13 protein-coding genes and 1 pseudogene are annotated in these 15,948 nt (G+C 69.7%); 3 read left to right on the top strand and 11 right to left on the bottom strand.

Annotation, left to right across the window (positions count from 1 at the left end; all coding sequences use genetic code 11):
• Window positions 1-16 precede the first annotated feature (16 nt).
• From ACGF5C_RS21960 to ACGF5C_RS21950, 3 genes and pseudogenes are all read right to left on the bottom strand, one after another.
• On the bottom strand, window positions 17-592 hold the full coding sequence (locus ACGF5C_RS21960; RefSeq protein ID WP_393304278.1) for an HD family hydrolase: 576 nt from the start codon (window positions 590-592) through the stop codon (window positions 17-19).
• Window positions 589-729: pseudogene (locus tag ACGF5C_RS21955) on the bottom strand (transcriptional regulator); the annotation flags it as partial. The gene ACGF5C_RS21960 and the pseudogene ACGF5C_RS21955, both read right to left, overlap by 4 nt.
• Window positions 730-844: 115 nt before the next feature.
• Window positions 845-1,978 (bottom strand): citrate synthase, encoded by a 1,134-nt coding sequence (locus tag ACGF5C_RS21950; RefSeq protein WP_393304276.1) that lies wholly within the window; start codon window positions 1,976-1,978, stop codon window positions 845-847.
• A 68-nt stretch (window positions 1,979-2,046) separates the two neighbouring features.
• On the opposite strand from ACGF5C_RS21950, the gene ACGF5C_RS21945 reads away from it, so the two are divergent.
• Window positions 2,047-3,246, top strand: a complete 1,200-nt coding sequence (locus ACGF5C_RS21945; protein ID WP_393304274.1) for a citrate/2-methylcitrate synthase — start codon at window positions 2,047-2,049, stop codon at window positions 3,244-3,246.
• A 151-nt stretch (window positions 3,247-3,397) separates the two neighbouring features.
• Here the strand turns inward: ACGF5C_RS21945 and ACGF5C_RS21940 are convergent, their stop codons facing one another.
• A complete protein-coding gene (locus ACGF5C_RS21940) occupies window positions 3,398-3,808 on the bottom strand; it encodes a hypothetical protein (RefSeq protein ID WP_393304272.1) in 411 nt (136 codons plus the stop codon).
• Window positions 3,809-3,906: 98 nt separating this feature from the next.
• Between ACGF5C_RS21940 and ACGF5C_RS21935 the strand changes: the two genes are divergently transcribed.
• Window positions 3,907-6,594, top strand: coding sequence for an AAA family ATPase (locus ACGF5C_RS21935; RefSeq protein WP_393304270.1), 2,688 nt, complete (start codon window positions 3,907-3,909; stop codon window positions 6,592-6,594).
• 169 nt (window positions 6,595-6,763) lie between these two features.
• On the opposite strand, the gene ACGF5C_RS21930 is transcribed toward ACGF5C_RS21935, so the two are convergent.
• From ACGF5C_RS21930 to ACGF5C_RS21905, 6 genes are all read right to left on the bottom strand, one after another.
• Window positions 6,764-7,405, bottom strand: coding sequence for a DUF4240 domain-containing protein (locus ACGF5C_RS21930; RefSeq protein WP_393304268.1), 642 nt, complete (start codon window positions 7,403-7,405; stop codon window positions 6,764-6,766).
• A 2,269-nt stretch (window positions 7,406-9,674) separates the two neighbouring features.
• Window positions 9,675-10,070 carry a hypothetical protein gene (locus ACGF5C_RS21925; protein WP_393304266.1) on the bottom strand — a complete coding sequence of 132 codons (396 nt, stop codon included), beginning with the start codon at window positions 10,068-10,070 and terminating at the stop codon, window positions 9,675-9,677.
• A 205-nt stretch (window positions 10,071-10,275) separates the two neighbouring features.
• Complete coding sequence (locus ACGF5C_RS21920; protein ID WP_393304264.1) at window positions 10,276-10,470, bottom strand: hypothetical protein; 195 nt, start codon at window positions 10,468-10,470, stop codon at window positions 10,276-10,278.
• A gap of 303 nt (window positions 10,471-10,773) precedes the next feature.
• Window positions 10,774-11,889, bottom strand: a complete 1,116-nt coding sequence (locus ACGF5C_RS21915; RefSeq protein ID WP_393304262.1) for an acetylxylan esterase — start codon at window positions 11,887-11,889, stop codon at window positions 10,774-10,776.
• A 120-nt stretch (window positions 11,890-12,009) separates the two neighbouring features.
• The gene (locus tag ACGF5C_RS21910) at window positions 12,010-13,971 is read right to left on the bottom strand and encodes a YncE family protein (protein WP_393304260.1); all 1,962 of its coding nucleotides are present in this window, start codon (window positions 13,969-13,971) and stop codon (window positions 12,010-12,012) included.
• 217 nt (window positions 13,972-14,188) lie between these two features.
• Entirely contained in the window at window positions 14,189-14,317 is a 129-nt protein-coding gene (locus ACGF5C_RS21905) for a hypothetical protein (protein ID WP_393304318.1), read from the bottom strand.
• Here ACGF5C_RS21905 and ACGF5C_RS21900 point away from each other — a divergent pair.
• The gene (locus ACGF5C_RS21900) at window positions 14,259-14,714 is read left to right on the top strand and encodes a DNA glycosylase AlkZ-like family protein (RefSeq protein ID WP_393304258.1); all 456 of its coding nucleotides are present in this window, start codon (window positions 14,259-14,261) and stop codon (window positions 14,712-14,714) included. The genes ACGF5C_RS21905 and ACGF5C_RS21900 overlap by 59 nt on opposite strands.
• On the opposite strand, the gene ACGF5C_RS21895 is transcribed toward ACGF5C_RS21900, so the two are convergent.
• Window positions 14,672-15,880: an SGNH/GDSL hydrolase family protein gene (locus ACGF5C_RS21895; RefSeq protein ID WP_393304256.1), complete on the bottom strand. Its 1,209-nt coding sequence runs from the start codon at window positions 15,878-15,880 to the stop codon at window positions 14,672-14,674. The two genes, ACGF5C_RS21900 and ACGF5C_RS21895, sit on opposite strands and share 43 nt — an antisense overlap.
• Window positions 15,881-15,948 lie beyond the last annotated feature (68 nt).

The raw sequence follows: 15,948 nt of genomic DNA, 5'->3' as shown, positions 1-15,948 counted from the left end.
CAAGTGAGGGTCTGGTCTACGCCGGCGGTGGATTGAGCCAGGCGAGGGGTTGCCCGGCCAGCGCGGCGTCGGCGATGCGGTGGGCGGATGCGGTCTTGAGGGCTGCACGTGAGCTGTCGATCCAGCGTTGGACGTTGTCGATGCCTTGGTGGCGATACTCGACGGCTTGGACGAGGCATTCGAGCTTGTCGGCGTCGCGGGCGACGACGGCTTCCAGAGTTTCGCCGGTTTCATATTCGGTGACGGCGGCGGTGATGACGTCGGCGACGGCCGGTGGGCAGGCGGCGACTTGGTCGGCCGTGACGGTGGTGTTGGGTGTGGCGGTGAGGTAGCGCTTGGCGATGTGGGGGATATCGGTGACCCTGGTTTCCTGGGTGTCGTGCAGGACGCAGAGCATGGAGACCCGGGCGGGGTCGGCGCCCTCCATGGCGGCGAGCATCATGCCGATGAGTGCGGTTCGGAAGGAGTGCTCGGCGATGGATTCGGGGTGCTTGACACCGGCGAACCACCACCCCGTGCGGGCCGCTCTCTTGAGTACGCCCGCTTCGAAGATGAAGCGCATTGCTCCGGCGGCGTCGTGGTCGTCGCTCATCTGCCCGTCCCTGTGCCGGTGAGTCCGTCTGCTCGAAGGCTGTAGACGATAGACGTTAGTTCCCGTCGGGACTGCGGGGAGACCTGGTCGCTGTCCAGGAGCGCGGTCCTCGTGCTCGATCTCGACCCGAGCGGGAGACGGTCAGCTGGGTCTTCTCCGTCACCAACCCCGACAAGCTCTCCCGGGTCGGCGGGTGAGGCGGCGGACCGCCGACCCGGGGAGAATCCAGGAGGGGCCTGACCTACCGGCCTTTCAGGGCACCGGTTGCGGCGGGGGAGGGCCCACGTAGCGCGAGTCCGGCCGGATGATCTTCGAGTCCTCGGCCTGTTCCAGCACGTTCGCGCACCACCCGATGACGCGGCTGGTGGCGAAGGTGGGCGTGAACATCTCCCGGGGCAGCCCGCACAGGTGCATGACGACGCCCGCGTAGTACTCCACGTTGGTGTGCAGTTCCCGGCCGGGCTTCAGCTCCGCCAGCAACGACAGGACCCGATCCTCGACGGCGACGGCGAAGTCCACCAACGGTCCGCCGAGATCCTGGGCGATTTCCTTGAGCATGCGGGACCGCGGGTCCTCCGTGCGGTAGATCGGGTGCCCGAAGCCCATGATCCGCTCGCCGCCGAGGATGCGTTCGCGCAGCCACGGGTCGGCCCGGTCGATCGTGCCGATGGCGTCGAGGGTGTCCAGGGCCCGGCTGGGGGCGCCGCCGTGTAGGGGGCCGGAGAGCGCGCCGAGGGCGCCGCCGATGCAGGCGTAGAGGTCGGCGCCGGTGGAGGCGATGACGCGGGCGGTGAAGGTCGACGCGTTGAAGCCGTGGTCGACGGTGGCGATCAGGTAGCGCTCGATCGCCCGGGCGTGCCGTTCGGACGGCTCCTCGCCGGTGATCATGTACAGGTAGTTCGCCGCGTGGGACAGGTCGTCGCGCGATTCGATCGGTTCCAGACCCGCTCGCAGGCGGTACAGGGCCGCCAGCAGGCTGGGCGTCAGCGCGCAGAGTGCCATGGCCTGCGCCCGCCGCTCGGCGGGCGAGGTGTCGTACAGCGGGCGGGCTCCGGCGGTGAGGCCGGCGACGGCCAGTGCGGCGCGCAGGCCGCCCATCGGGTCCGGCGACGTCGAGGCCGTGGCGATGTCGGGCAACGCGGCGGCGACTGCGGGCGGGATGTGGCGCAACGGGACGATCTCCTCGTGCAGCGCCTTGGGCTCGGCGGGCAGGGAGCCGTCGATGAGCAGCGCCCAGACGTCCTCCAGCGTCCGGCGCTCGGCGAGGTCGATGGCGGAGTACTGCCGGTAGTGGTAGAAGCCTTCGATGCCGCGGACGTGGCCGACGGTGGTGTCGGTGACCACGACGCCGGCGAGCCCGCGGGGAGCGGTGATGGTGTCAGCCATGCGGGCAGCGTCATGCCGGCGGCCGGAGCCAGTCAACATTGATCCAGTCAACGTGAGACCATGGCCACATGGCCGAGGAGCAACTGCTGACGACCGCCGAGGTGGCCCATCGCCTGCGCATCAAGCCGGAGACGATCTACGCGTACGTCAGCCGGGGGCTGCTCGCCAGGGTCAAGGTTCCCGGCGAGCGGACCAGCCGCTTCCGGTTGGTCGACGTCGAGCGGCTGGCCGCCCGCACCCAGGCGACACGGCCCGAACGCGATGCCGCGCCGGCGATGCGGACCGCCACCACGTTGATCGCGTACGGGCGGCTGCACTACCGGGGACTGGATGTCGCGAAGCTCGCGCCCGTGACGCCGTTCGAGGAGATCGCCCGGTGGCTCTGGACCGGCGAGCGGCGCCGGGAGCACTTTGTCGCGTCCGCCGAGACCCTCGAGACGGCGCGGCAGGCGAGCAGTCACCTGCCGGCCCAGGCCCGACTCTTCGACCGGCTGCCGGTGATCGTCGCCGTGGTCGCCGCGATGGACCCGCTGCGCTTCGACCTGGCGCCCGCCACCGTGACGGCGCTCGCGCCCGCGCTGCTGTCCAGCATGGTCGACGCGCTGCCCCTCGCGGGCGAGGCCCCCACCGACGACGCCCTGGCGGCCCGGTTGTGGTCCCGGCTGACGGGCGCGCCACCCTTCGCAGCGGGGCTCCGGGCGCTGAACGCCGCCCTCGTCCTGCTCGCCGACCACGACCTGGCCGCGTCGACCATCGCCGTACGCGTGGCGGCGTCGACCCGGGCGAACCCCTACGCGGCGGTGCTGGCGGGACTCGGCGCGCTGGACGGGCCGATGCACGGAGCCGTCGGCAGCAGCGTCCACCGGATGATCGAGGTGGCGCTGCGGGACGGGGCTCCGGCCGCGATCGCCGAGTGGCTGCGGACCGGCGCGCTGCCCGGATTCGGGCACTCGCTGTACCCGGACGGCGACCCGCGCGGAGCCGCCCTGCTCGATCTCGTCGCGGAGCTGCCGACCGGGGGCGAGCTGCGGCGGGCCGTCGACGGCCTGGTCGCCACAGCGGCGCGGCGGGGCGCCCTGCCCAACGTCGACCTGGCCGTCGCCGCGTTGGCGCACGCGACCGGCATGGGGCCGGGCGCGGCGGAGGTGATCTTCGCGGTCGCCCGGACGGCGGGCTGGATCGCGCACATCGTCGAGGAGTACGCGCAGCCGAGCAACCGGTTCCGGTGGAGCAGCGGCTACACCGGGCCGCCACCGGAGCCGGCGTGAACTCCGACGCGCGGCAGCACCCTGGCACCGCACGGTACGAAAGTTGAGCCGCCTCTGACGCCGGCGGGGTGGCCACCCGGCGGGGTGACCACCCGGCGCAGGACCGGTTCCCGCAGTCCCGGTCGCGGCTCGGGGCGATCCGGGTGGTCGCTCAGACGGCCCTGCGAAGACCGGCGAACTGCAGGACGGTGTAGCCGGCGACCACGACCGCCTGCACGATCACCAGTGCGGTACCCAGGCCGGTCAGCGGGAACCAACCGGCGACGAGCACCATCACGCTCGCCGCCACCCAGGCGACGTTGGCACCCATCACCACACCCACAGCGGCCCTGCTCACCACGGGTCGGGAGGCGAGAACCAACAGGGCGGCCGCGTAGGCCACCAGGAACACCCCGGCCGGGTAGAGGAAGCCGGCGGGAAGGCCGAACATCTCCCCGAAGATCGCGGCGACGGCGACGTACACGACCCCGTTGCCGCCGGAGCCGATCGCGTCCTGCTTGAGGGCGAAACGGAGCAGCTTGGTGTCGGCGACGGTCTGGGCGGGACTGGTGACGGTGGTCATGTCGGAGGTCCGTTCGTAGTCGTGACGTGCTTGCGAGCACGACGCTACGGAGATCCGCCCCGAGCCGAATCAGTCATCGTGACGGTAGGTTCCTGACCGTGCTGCACGGACGAGCCGGGGAACAGGCGGACATCGAACGGCTGCTGGCGGAGGCCAGAACCGGCAGGAGCGGGGTGCTGGTCATCCGCGGCCCGGCGGGAATCGGCAAGTCGGCGCTCCTGGACCATGCCGCCGAACGGGCGGAGGGCATGCGGGTGCTACGCGGCGTTGGTGTCCAGTCCGAGGCCACGTTGCCCTTCGCCGCACTCCACCTGCTCCTGCGTGCCGGGCTCGACCGGATCCCGGCACTGCCTGACGCGCAGGCCGCCGCGCTCCGCGGTGCCCTCGGGTTGGGTGATCCCGCCCCGGAGAACCGGTTCCTGGTCGGGCTGGCCACGCTGAGCCTCCTCGCCGACCTCGCCGGAGACGGCGCGTTGCTCTGCCTCGTCGACGACGCACAGTGGTTCGACCAGGCCTCCGCCGACGCGCTGCTGTTCGCCGCCCGCCGCCTCGAGGCCGAAGGCGTCGTCATGATCTTCGCCGCCCGCGTGGGATTTCCTGCCGCGGGGCTGCCCGAACTCGGGCTGGGCGGGCTGGACGACGCGGCTGCCGCCGCCCTGCTTCCCACCGATCTTCCACCGCAGGTGCGGCAGCGCCTCATCGAGGAGTCCGGCGGCAACCCCTTGGCGCTCGTCGAACTGCCCGCCGCGCTCACCGCCGAACAGCGGGCGGGACGACTGCCGCCGGTGGGTGCGATGCCGGTCGCCGACCGGGTCCAGGAAGCGTTCCACGCACGGATAGCCGCGCTCGCCGAGCCTGCGCGGACCGCGTTGCTGATCGCGGCGGCGGACGGCTCGGGTGAGCTTGAGACCCTGGTGGGTGCGGGTGCCTCCCTCCACGGCCTCGAGGAGGCCGAGCGGAGTCGGCTGATCGAGATCAGGGGCGCGACCGTGGGATTCCGCCATCCCCTGATCAGGGCCGCCGCCTACCAGAGCGCGCCGGTCACCCGGCGCCTCGCCGTACATCGAGCCCTCGCCGACGCCCTCACCCGCTCGGCCGCCGTGGACGCGGCCGACCGGCGGACGTGGCACCTGGCCGCCGCCACGCTCGGCCCTGACGAGGACGTTGCCCGGGAGTTGGAGAGGGCGGCGGAACGGGCGCGTACCCGTGGCGGCCACGCCGCGATCGCGATCGCCTACGAGCGGGCCGCCGAGCTCACCGCCGAGCCGGTGCGACGATCCGAGCGGCTGGCCGCCGCTGCGCTGGCCGCCAGCGACGCGGGTCTGACGGGTCGCGCTGCCTCGCTCGCCGACCGGGCGACGCCTGAGGTGGAGGACCCGGACATGATCGCCGCGCTGGTCCAGGTGCGCGCGCATCGGGAGTTCGAGTTGGGTACACCGCTCGCGGCGGGCCGGATCCTCCTGGACAACGTCCCCCGCGTGGCCGCTCGCTCCACCGAGCGGGCCACCTGGTTGCTGGTGGAGGCCATCCGCTGCGCCTGGTTCGCCGGTGACACCCGACTGGCGGAGGAGGCCGCGGCGAGTCTCCGCGCGCTTCCCGAGATCGGGTCACCACTGGTCAGTGCGGCGCTCGGGCTCAGCCGCCTGTCGGGCGGTGACATCGGCGGCGGGATCACGCTCATGGGCGAGGCCGTCGACGCACACCCGGGTGCGGTGCTGGGGGTGCCGGGACTGACCTTCACCGCCGCCGTCTGCCTTCCGCTGGGCCGCGCCGCCCTCTGTGAGGAGATCACCGGCCGGGTCGTGGCGGACTGCCAGAAGAACGGGATGATCGGCTGGCTCGCCTTCGCGCTCAACGACCATGGACTCGCGCAGGGGTGGCTCGGCCGGTACGGCGAGGCCATGACGTCCCTGAACGCGGGGCTGCGGCTGGCGGCGGATCTGGGCCACGAGCCTCGGGTCAGCCACCTCACGTGTTCGCTCGCCTGGGTGCTCGCGCAGCAGGGGAACGTCGAAGAGTGCCGCACGAAGGCCGAGAAGGGCATAGCGGGAGCCAGCGAGCGGGGACTGGTCCTCGCGGCGGACATCGGACGCTGGGCACTCGGCCTGCTGGAGCTCGGCCTGGGTCGTCCGGCCGCCGCCCTGCGGCAGTTGGCGGCCATCCCCTCGGCAGGGATCGCTCTCCTCAGCGCCGCGGACCAGGTGGAGGCGGCCGTCCGCAGCGGCGAACCGGAGCGGGCGAAGGAGCCGCTCGCCCGCCTTCTGGCCTGGGCCGGGCACGTCCGCCAGCCGTCGTCGGACGCGATCGCCCTGCGTTGCCGCGCCCTCGTCGAGGAGAACGAGGCGCACTTCGCGCACGCCGTGCAGCTTCACCAGCAGGACGTTCAGCCGTACCAGCAGGCGAGGACGCAGCTCGCCTACGGCGAGTGGCTGCGGCGGGCCCGGCGGCGGGCGGACGCCCGCCCGCAACTGCGCGACGCGCTGGACACCTTCGACCGGCTCGGCGCGCAGCTGTGGGCGGAGCGGGCTCGCGCGGAGCTGCGCGCGACGGGGGACGTGCCGGCGGCGCCGCGCAAGGCCGACGACCCGCTCAGCGTGCTGACTCCCCAGGAACGCCACGTCGTGCGGCTGGCAGCCACCGGCGCTTCCAACCGTGACATCGCCGCCCGGCTCTTCCTCAGCCCGCGGACCGTCGGCTACCACCTCTACAAGGCGTTTCCCAAGCTGGGTATCACCTCGCGGGCCCAACTGGCCGACATCGCCGGGTCGTCGTCGGCGCTCGGCTAGGCCCTGACGATCAGGTCGCCTGAGTAGCACCGGGTCCTGACACGTCAACCCGTCTCATCGTGCGTCGAAGCTGGCCCCGGCCGGCTGCCGGCGTGTCCGGTTTCGGGACCTCCGTGACAGATCGGTCTCAGGACCTGGGTGGCGCTCTAGGTGGCGCAGTGCCTCGGGACTACCCCTGTATGAAGCGATGGGTGAGGAACAGCGCGGCGAGTTTGGGCAGCCGTCTTCGCCACTCGTCTTCGTTGCGAAGGTCCCAGCGCTCGTCGTTAGGTTTCGGGGCGCGGGTCGGTCGAGCCGTGTTTACCTCGGTAGCGTCGGCAGCGTCCCAGAAGGCGTCGGGGTCGCCGGTGTGCTGCTCGTACGCCTCCGGCGCGGCGAACAGCAGCGTCTCGTCGCCGATCCAGAGATCATGCCCGTCTGATGTGCTTATTTCTTGCACCGCAGGGTGCTCAGCGAGCGTGTCGGGTTCGGTGATGACGGCTTCGAACGCGCTTCGTCCGAGGCCGATGAGTCCTGCGCGGAAGTCCGAGAACCGGTCGTCGGAGAGGAACGCACGCTCGATGATCCAGCACGCTGCGGCGATATCCCCTGTGTCAGCCAGATCGCACAGGTCGCTGAGCGTCTGGTCGAACGCCACGATCTCAGGCAGCGGTAGGCGTGTCAGCTCCACCACCAGCGCCTCGGCCACCGCGCTCGGCCCGTCCTGCCTTGCTCGATCCGCCGCTGGACCGGCTGCCTCCCGTGCCCGTTCCACGATCTGCCAGAACCGGTCTACGTCCACGGCCGATAGTTTCCGCGCCCCCTGTGACATCGACGCACACTGTCACCCAGGTCCTGAGACCGATCTGTCACTGAGGTCCTGAGACCGGACAGCCGGCTGCCGGCGGTCTGGGAGGACTTTCTGTACATCTATCAAGGTGGCCCTTGACGGGCCGTACGCGCCGTCGCCTGGGTGCGCGTCCGACGCTCCGCTGTCGCTCCACGCCGGCCACGCAACACGCCCGGCGGCTGGCGCGGAGAGCGGGGAGCCCGGGGCCGCCGCAGACGGGATAGCGGGGAGAGTGGTGGAGGTTCGTCGCCGGCAGCCGGCCGCGCCGCGCCGGAGCAGCGCGGCGCAGGGAGGGGCGCGGCGCAGGGAGGGGCGCGTGCCGGGTCCGCGCGGCAAGCCCCAGGCATGGGGGTGGTGTCCGCCGAGGGCATGCCGGTCGTACAGGAGCCGGCTCGCAGCCGCTCGGGGTCAGGTCAACTGCTCACCTGGGAGGGGAAGGGGTGGCCAGCTCCGACCCCGGGAGCCGGGTCCGTGCCGGGCGAGGTTGGGTCAACTGCGCCACTGTGGCGGTGTCCGTCGGGGGCGCGGTCCGTGACACGAGAGCCGACTCAGTTCCCGCAGGTCGCGCTTGCTGTCAGTGCAAGCCAGTGAGCCGTGCTGGTTCTTTCACACCGAAGAGGTCACTGGTTCGATCCTGGGGAGGTGCGGGCAACGGTACGCCCACTGTAGACCAGTGCGGCTGCCGCGATAAATGCGGGCACAAAGGACACTACTAGTCCGAGCTTACCCAGTTCGACCCATGCTGGATATATTCGACCGAATGCGGCCGGAAGTGCTTCATCAATTTCTGTTGGTTCGTCAGATAGCCATAGCCACCCCCCGGAACCGCAACAGCAAAGCACGCTAAGCAGGCTCGTTGCGAGGGCGACTACTCTCGCACTCTGTTGACCCGTCCTGACCCACAACGCGACGCCAACCAATGCAGGCGCGAAGAAAACTGCATACCACAGGGTAAGCCGAGCTTCGAAATGGAAGTAGGACGCCTTGAGTGCGACCGAACTGCTGTCTACCGGGACGCTGGAACGACCCGCTGCGTCGTTTACGGCAGCGTTGATGCCCGCTTGGGCGTATACGGCGGAAATCGCCGCGAATATTAGCAACGACGCCTGAAGAACCAACGATGCGCTTGCGATGTTGACTCCCAGCGGGAGACGCCGAGGCGGCAGCCCGCCAGCTGAGTTCGTGCTAGTTAAAACCACGAGGTGATGCTAGATGGCGATCAGCGCCGAACACTTGCCAGGGTGACGTGTAGTGATCGACCAAAACCGTGACGGTGGCCTGCCATACCAGCTTGGCGTCTTTCAAGCAGCTCATCGACCGGTGACCGTATGCTCACGGACCGGGAGCTTGCGTGCCCGACGCGTGCCCGTCCGGTTGGTCAACAGGGGTCAACTAAAGACACACCGACAGGGTGGCCTGCTACGGCGTACCACTAACCCACCAGGTGGGCCGTCCCTGCCAGGGGCACTGTGTGCAATTCAAGGCACCTTCCAAACTGACGGTCAGGGCCGGTGCTGGGCTCGCCTCGCCAACGCGAAGTCCGCATAGTCCTCCCAGGCAACCCGTGGTTGACCCACCGATCCGGGGAGGTGCCAGTGTCCCGCTCCGCCAGCTCCAACGCTTCGCCCGGATCTGGAACGTGGCCGATCACGCGGCCGTAGCCCGTGTCGTCTTCGTCTTCGGGGTCGAGGGGCGGGAACACGGACAGATCGCGGTAGTGCTCGTCGTCCAGGTCCTGTACGTCATGGACGGACACATTGTAGCCGTCCTGCCAGGGCCAGACCGCGACCCAGCGGACGCCTGCCAGCGTGATGGGTCCGACGAACTACTCAACGCCTTTCCTGCGGCCGAGCGCGCCGAGGGCGAACAGCCGGGTGAGGTAACGCATGCTCGGAGGCTATCCCGAATGCACAGGAGTCGAACTGGGTGACAATCGGGGCGCACCGCCACGGACGCCCACGGACGCCAACGGAAGGAGTCCGCAGCTAGACCACCCTGGCGATCCCAGGTCAGCGGCCCGTGTTGGTTGCCTGGGGGTCAAGGAGTCGACGAGGACCAGGCCCAGGCCGTCGCCACCGCCTCCGGGGCACGCAGGGGGCACAAGACAGTGTCAAACGTCGACAACCAGCCACCAACGCTGGCAGCCCGAGACGTCGTGTGAGCAGGTATCGCGGGCCGTTCCTGCTGTTGGCAGGGCAGTAGCTCTAAGTTCCGCTTCAACGTCTGACGACGGGAGCGGCTCGGCCCCGATTTACCGAGGCCGCTTGTCCTCGACGTGTACGACGTCAAGCTCACGGCCGTCCTGGTCTCGCTTGCTGCGTCCGTACAGACCAACGGCCAGATCATTGCTGTCCGAGATCTCGTCGGGTCCTACGTAGGTCAGCACGTCGTTGTGGTGGCCGTAGACCACCCATCCGGGACCGGGGTCGAGGGTGATGGTGCCAAAGTCTCCAGCAGGTGAGCCGGCGTAGACGGGGCCGTACTCGCGCAGGATGTCGACGGCCTGAGCGGCGAGGTCAACGCTGGGTCCGGGGTCTGGTAGCACGACGCACGTGCCGTGGGCGAACACGACCCAGGACTTGCTGTCCCCCCGGATGATGCGACGCCAGGTTCCGGCCAGATCTTGCTCCGACATGACGATGATCATCCCCGAGTTGGGGCAGCAGCGCTACCCGCGAAGCGTGCCCGAGGCGTGCCCGACACAGCGGTCAAGAGGGGGCAACCGGAGGCGGCAGGCCGTAGCAGAACTGAGCAATCCGGCCGCTTCACCTCTGGTTGCGTTGCTGCTCAGCAGGGAGGCTGGCCTAGCTGCCGGACAGACGACAGGCACCTTCCAAACTGACGGTCCGTGGCTACTGCTCGTCGTCTTCGTCGTCCCGCATCAGGCGGTCGAGGTCCTCAGGGCGCATTCGCTTGATTTCGGTCTCCAGTTTGCGGCTGTACTGGCGATCGTTCGGATCCATGCCGTTGCGAGATCGAGAGCTGCGGCCATACTCCTTGAGGAAGCCACCCAGCTCCCGACGTATGCGTTCCCGCCGGCCCGACATGGACGCCACTCTAGGATCCGAAGGCGAGTCCCGCCTGCCATAACCGCTGTCGACAGCAACGGCCCGAGATGAGGACAGCCGGCGGCGATCGGGCGTGGTTCGTAGCCCGAGGTCATGGACGCGGACGGGCGCCGCTAGACGAAGCGCGCAGTTTCTTACAAGTGAGGGGTCCAGGCCGCTTCGGCTGACTGTAGGGAGGGCCCTACTCAGCGACGAAGACGCCCACGCCTGGCAGCGTCTCGGTCTCGTTCGCCGGGCCGTGAGGCGCGGCGACCGGATCCTGTCCTGGGCCGGTGCCGGCCGTCAGACCTTCGGTTCGTCGGCGCCGTCGTCGAGGTGCTGTCCGAAGAAGCGCTGGCTCGCCGCGACGAGTTCCTCGTACTCGGTCTGGCTGTCGGCGTGGGGGAAGTGCCCGGCGGTCAGCACGTGTAGCTCGCGCGGCCCGGCCAGGCCGTTGTGCACGGCGAACTGGCCCGGTGGCGGCACGGCGGGGTCGAAGAGGGCGGGCGCGACCAGTGTCGGGATGCGCAGCCTCGTCGCGGCCGTGGCGGCGTCGAAGTATCGCAGGACCTGCGTCACTCCCGGGTGTTCACGGTGGTATGCGCGGACGGACTCGCCGCTGCCCACACACGGGAGAGTGAGCCGCAGCGGGTGGTTGCCGAAGGTGGGCACGGTCAACCGGGCTGCGGCGAAGCGGTCGTCCCAGGGGAGAGCCAGGGCACCGATGCCGCCGCCGAAGCTCTCGCCGGCATAGCCCAGGCGCGGGCCAGCGGGCAGGTCGAGACTCGGCACCAGTTGCAGCAGCGCCGACGCCGCGCACCACAGGTCGGCGACGCAGTCTCCGACGACGTACCGGTCACGCGAGTCGATGCCGTGCAGCACATGCGCGTCGGCGCGGGCGGGTACGCCCGGCAGCAGGCTGCGCGCGCCCATGCCGCGTACGCAGGGAAGGATCGCCGCCGACCGGGGCAACGGCAGTGGTACGGAGGGGCCGGCCTCATGCCGGCCGCCATACCCGTGCCCGATGACGAACCCGTGCTCGACGTCGCTGACGGTCGCGGTCGGTCCCGCCGACTCGGCAGGCAGCACGAGCCATCCGCCGATGCGGACGCCGCCCACGGACGAGTAGGTCACTCCGAAGATCCGTACGCCGTCGCGTTCCTCTTCCAGGGGCCCGATGGTGGGCTCCGTCGCGACCTGCCGCGCGGCGTCGTGTCGAGAGCGCCAGAACTCGTCGAAGTCGGCGGGTGCGGCTGGTGCCGGGATGCGGAGCAACTGGTCGAGGCGGTGACCGTAGCTCGGGTCGAAGGGGAAGTCGTGTTCGAGCCGAACGGCGGCACGTTGGCGGGCGTCGGTGTGCCGGGCGCCGTCTGGTATGTGCGGTAGCGCCGGGTCGATGTTCTGGCGTTCGTGCCGCAACAGGTCTCCGTCCAGATTGCAACCTCTGGTGGACGGGCCCGCCGTGATCCGGCGGGCCCGTCCATCGCACCGCCTACCGGTCGTTCCGGTCGGCGGGTCGGCCTACCTGCCCAGTTCGGACTACTTCTTGGGCAGCGGGAAGCGGGCCAGGTCCATGCCGTGCATGCCCCAGGTCGACTTGCCGTCCGGGGTGAAGTGGAACGCCGGGTTGTTGTACCAGCCGCGCGGCACGTTGTCGTACAGCGTGGTCACCGCGCCGCCCGGGACGGTCGGCAGCTCGCAGATGTCGTTGGTCCAGTGCACCCAGGAGAACACCCGGCCGTCGACCCCGTTGAACTGCCCGTACCCGCCGAGGTCGCCCTCCATCACGATGGTGCGGGTGTGCAGGTCGTAGGCGAACCAGGCGCCGCGCGGGCGCCGGCCCATGGCGTAGAGCAGGTTGCCCACGACGTGCAGGCTCTCGTACGACTGCCAGTCCGGCTTGATCTCCTCGCGCCACAGCAGCGTACGGGTGACGATGTCGACGGCCGCCACCTGCGCGACCTTGCGGATCGGGCCGGTGGTGCCCTCGCCGTAGGTGTCGCCGGCGATGTAGGCGGTGGTGCCCTGCACCACCACGTCCATGACGCTCTGTTCGGGCAGGAACTCGCGGTGCGAGTCGAAGGTGTTGGTGGCCAGGTCGACGAAGGTCAGCGCGCCGGTGTGCTTGGTGGTCTGCGGGCTGGACGCCACGATGAGCTGGTTGCGCGGCTGGTCCACGACGATGCGCTTGGTGCGCAGCTGCTCGTTGCCGAGCAGGCCCAGCACACTGATCTCGTAGTTGTCCGGGTCGACCGCCACGATCTGCGTGCTCGGGTACAGGCCCGCGTAGACCACGCCGGCCTGGCCCTCGGCCATCGTCTTGACCTCGCCGTTGATGTCGAACCGGTCGTTGGTGCCGGCCTCGGTGCGGTGCACCGTCATCGCGTAGTGGCCGCCGACCCAGATCGTGCCCCGCGTGTGCCGCATCATCGACTGGATGGTCTCCGGGTAGCCGAAGCCCCGGGTGGCGGTCTGCCACACGCTGGCCGTGCCGCCCGGCGTCGTCTTCCACAGGTGTCCCAGCCCGCTGACGCCGAGCAGCGCGCCGCCGGGCAGCGGGGCGAGGAGCTGGTTCTCCACGTTGGCGAGGGGCTGCCCGACCTTCACCAGGCCGTCGGCGGTGACCTCGTACAGGTTGGTGGTGAGCCGGGTCAGCGCGTACACCTTGCCGTCGCTGCCGACGGTGACCTGGTCGACGTAGCGGTCCTCGGCGGGGATGTCCCGGGAGACCCGGTTGGAGCCGTCGCGGTGGAAGGAGATCAGCTGCCGGCCGCTGGCCACGTAGACGACGCCGTCGGAGACCGTCATGTCGAGGATGCCGACCGGCGAGGCGCTGAGGTGCGGGGTCAGGTTGGTGGGCGCGCCGCCGGCCTTCGGCCAGGCCAGCAGCGTGCCGGGCGCGGCCGACCCGCCGTAGACGTACTCGTCGTCGACCGCCACGGCCGCCGCGTACTGGGAGGTGGAGATGCGGCCGTACGTCTCGATCGTCGCGTCGGCCAGGCGGATCCGCTTGACGGTGCAGTCCGGGTACGTGCCGATGTAGAGGTGCTCGCCGTGCACGACCATGTCGTAGTACCAGGTGGTGCTGCCCCCGGCCCGGGCCCAGGCCACCAGCTCCTTGGTCTGCGGGTCGAACCGGTAGACGTACGCGCTGCCGGCGGGGCCGATGTAGACGTACCGGCCGTCGGCGGCGAGCTTCTGCCCGCCGTTGCTGGGGATGGTGAGGTCGTCGATGCTGCGCATCTCGCCGGTGTTGACGTCGAACTCGCCCAGTCGCATCTTCCCCTCGGGCGTGTTGAACCGGGAGGTGATGAAGACGCTGTCGCCGATGACGGCGGCACCCCGGACGGCGGCGGTCAAAGAGGCAGGACCGAAACTCGTCGGCGTGAGCTCCTGCTCGTCCTGCGCGAACGCCGGGCCGGTCACCGCCCCGTGGCCAACTGCCAGTGCGGCACCAGTAAGGGCGCTACCCGCGAGGAGCGAACGACGGCTGAGGGGCATGGTGGCTCCGTTCGTCTGGGTTATTACGGCCCGGACCTTAATGACGCTGTAAAGGGCCGTCAAGGATCCGTTCGGGTTATCCGGCGGCAGGCTGACGACCGGGAGCGACAACCCGGCACAACCGGCCCGAATCGATGTCGCTCCGCCGGAAGCCGAGGCACCGAACCAACCACTGTCCGCGCCGCGCGGGTCGCCGGCACACCGCCGGGCGGCGCGGTCAGGTGGCGCGGCGGCACAGGTCACCGAGGGCGCGGATCGCGTCGACGAGTTCCGGCGGACCGGTCACGGTGAAGTCGACGCCGACCGAGGTGACCATCCCACGCCAGGTCCGCAGCCGACTCGGCACCTACGTGCAGCAGGCAGGTGTCGTCGTCGACGGGCTCCACGGCGGCGCGGCACGACCGGGGTGGTCGACACGGTCGAGGCGATCGGCGGCCTCAACACCCAGCACGCCGACGACCCGTACCTGGCCCTGCACTCGCGGCTGGCCGGATCTGATCAGGCCCACGGTCCTCGTCGACGGCATCGTGTCCGGCGTCTGGGAGCTGGACCGTCGCGCCGGGCTCGTCACCGTCGAGCTGTTCACCCGGCTGGGACCCGCCGACACCGACGCGGTCGTCGCCGAGGGCCACCGGCTGCTCCGGCTCGCCGCACCCGACGTCGCGCCCCGCAGCCGAACGGGGCTTGGCCACGGTGAGCGTCACTGCGCCAATGCCAGGATGGGTCGCAGGACCCGCTCGTAGGCGTCGCAGTAGCGGACCATTCCAAGGTCGCTGGGGTGCGATCCATCCACCTCGCCCTCTCCATCGTCGCCGACCAGGTTGTCGCCTTCGAGGTAGAACAGATGCTTGACGCCGGAGGTGCGCAGGTTCATGTACGCGGCGTGTAGGGCAGCGCGGCTGCCGGCGTGCCGCTGCCGGGACGACTCGACGAAAGTGGCATTCGCGTAAGTCCGGTCCTCGACGAGCAGGATCGGGGTGTCAGGCCGTGCGTCGCGGAGCAGGCGCACGAGCGGCTCGGTACGCTCTGCAACGATGGCCGGAGTCATGTTGGGAAGACAGTCGATCACATAAACCGACGCGTCGATTTCGGTCAGCAGTTGGCCGACTGGCAGATCCATCGTGCCGTTGCCGGAGAAGCCGAGATTGATCGTCGGGCAGTCGAAGCGCCGGCCGAGGATTGCGGTGATCGACATGCCTGGGCGTGACGAAACCCCGCCCTGCATGATGGAGGTTCCGTAGAAGACCGCAGGCCGTTCGGTGCGCGGTTGCACTCCTTGGAAGGAGGCACCCGGATCCACGCCGATCTGGAGAAACTCGACGCCGTTGTAGAGCGGAAGGTAGGCGGTGTAGAGCCGGCGACCAGGGTCGACCCCGCTCACGAGACGTTGCTCCACAAGCTGCGTCGCCGGTTTCGTCCCAGCGAGCCAGCGGTCGACACCTGAGCTGGTTCGCCCGTAGATATCCAAGCCGCTCATCCCTGTCGCGGGCATGTGGAACATGTCCAGTGCCGAGGAGTCCAAGCGGTAGCGGGCGTGGAAAACAGGCGAGTCAGTCTCGAATCGGGTCAGCATCCCGGCGGAGTCGCGGCTCAGATCCCACACCGCCGATCGGACCGTTGATCTCGCTCTGGCGGGAAGGCGATCATAGAAGCGCTCCGTGTCCTGCCAACCCTTGCCCTCCACGCCCCATTGGGCGACGTCGTACCAGGCGATTCCGTTCTCAATGGTGGGAGTTACATCAATCTTGGTGTGTGTTGATTGGCTGGAGACTGTTCGCGTCTGAGCGGCGGCTGGTGGGGCAGCTTGACCGTATGCTGGCTGGTTGAGCGCGGCGGGCGCGACCAGAGTCGCGCCCCCGACCCCAGCCAGATGGAGAAGTCGCCTGCGGGTGATCGGTGGTTGCTCCATCTTGGCTCCTTTGTGGCTGTTGCGCCTGAAGGCACCGGTTACGGCACGCTAGGCCGGCACTCCCGGCG

It is taken from the genome of Micromonospora sp. NPDC047620, assembly GCF_043205005.1.
Lineage (GTDB): Bacteria > Actinomycetota > Actinomycetes > Mycobacteriales > Micromonosporaceae > Micromonospora.
This window is presented reverse-complemented; position numbering and strand designations above follow the sequence as displayed.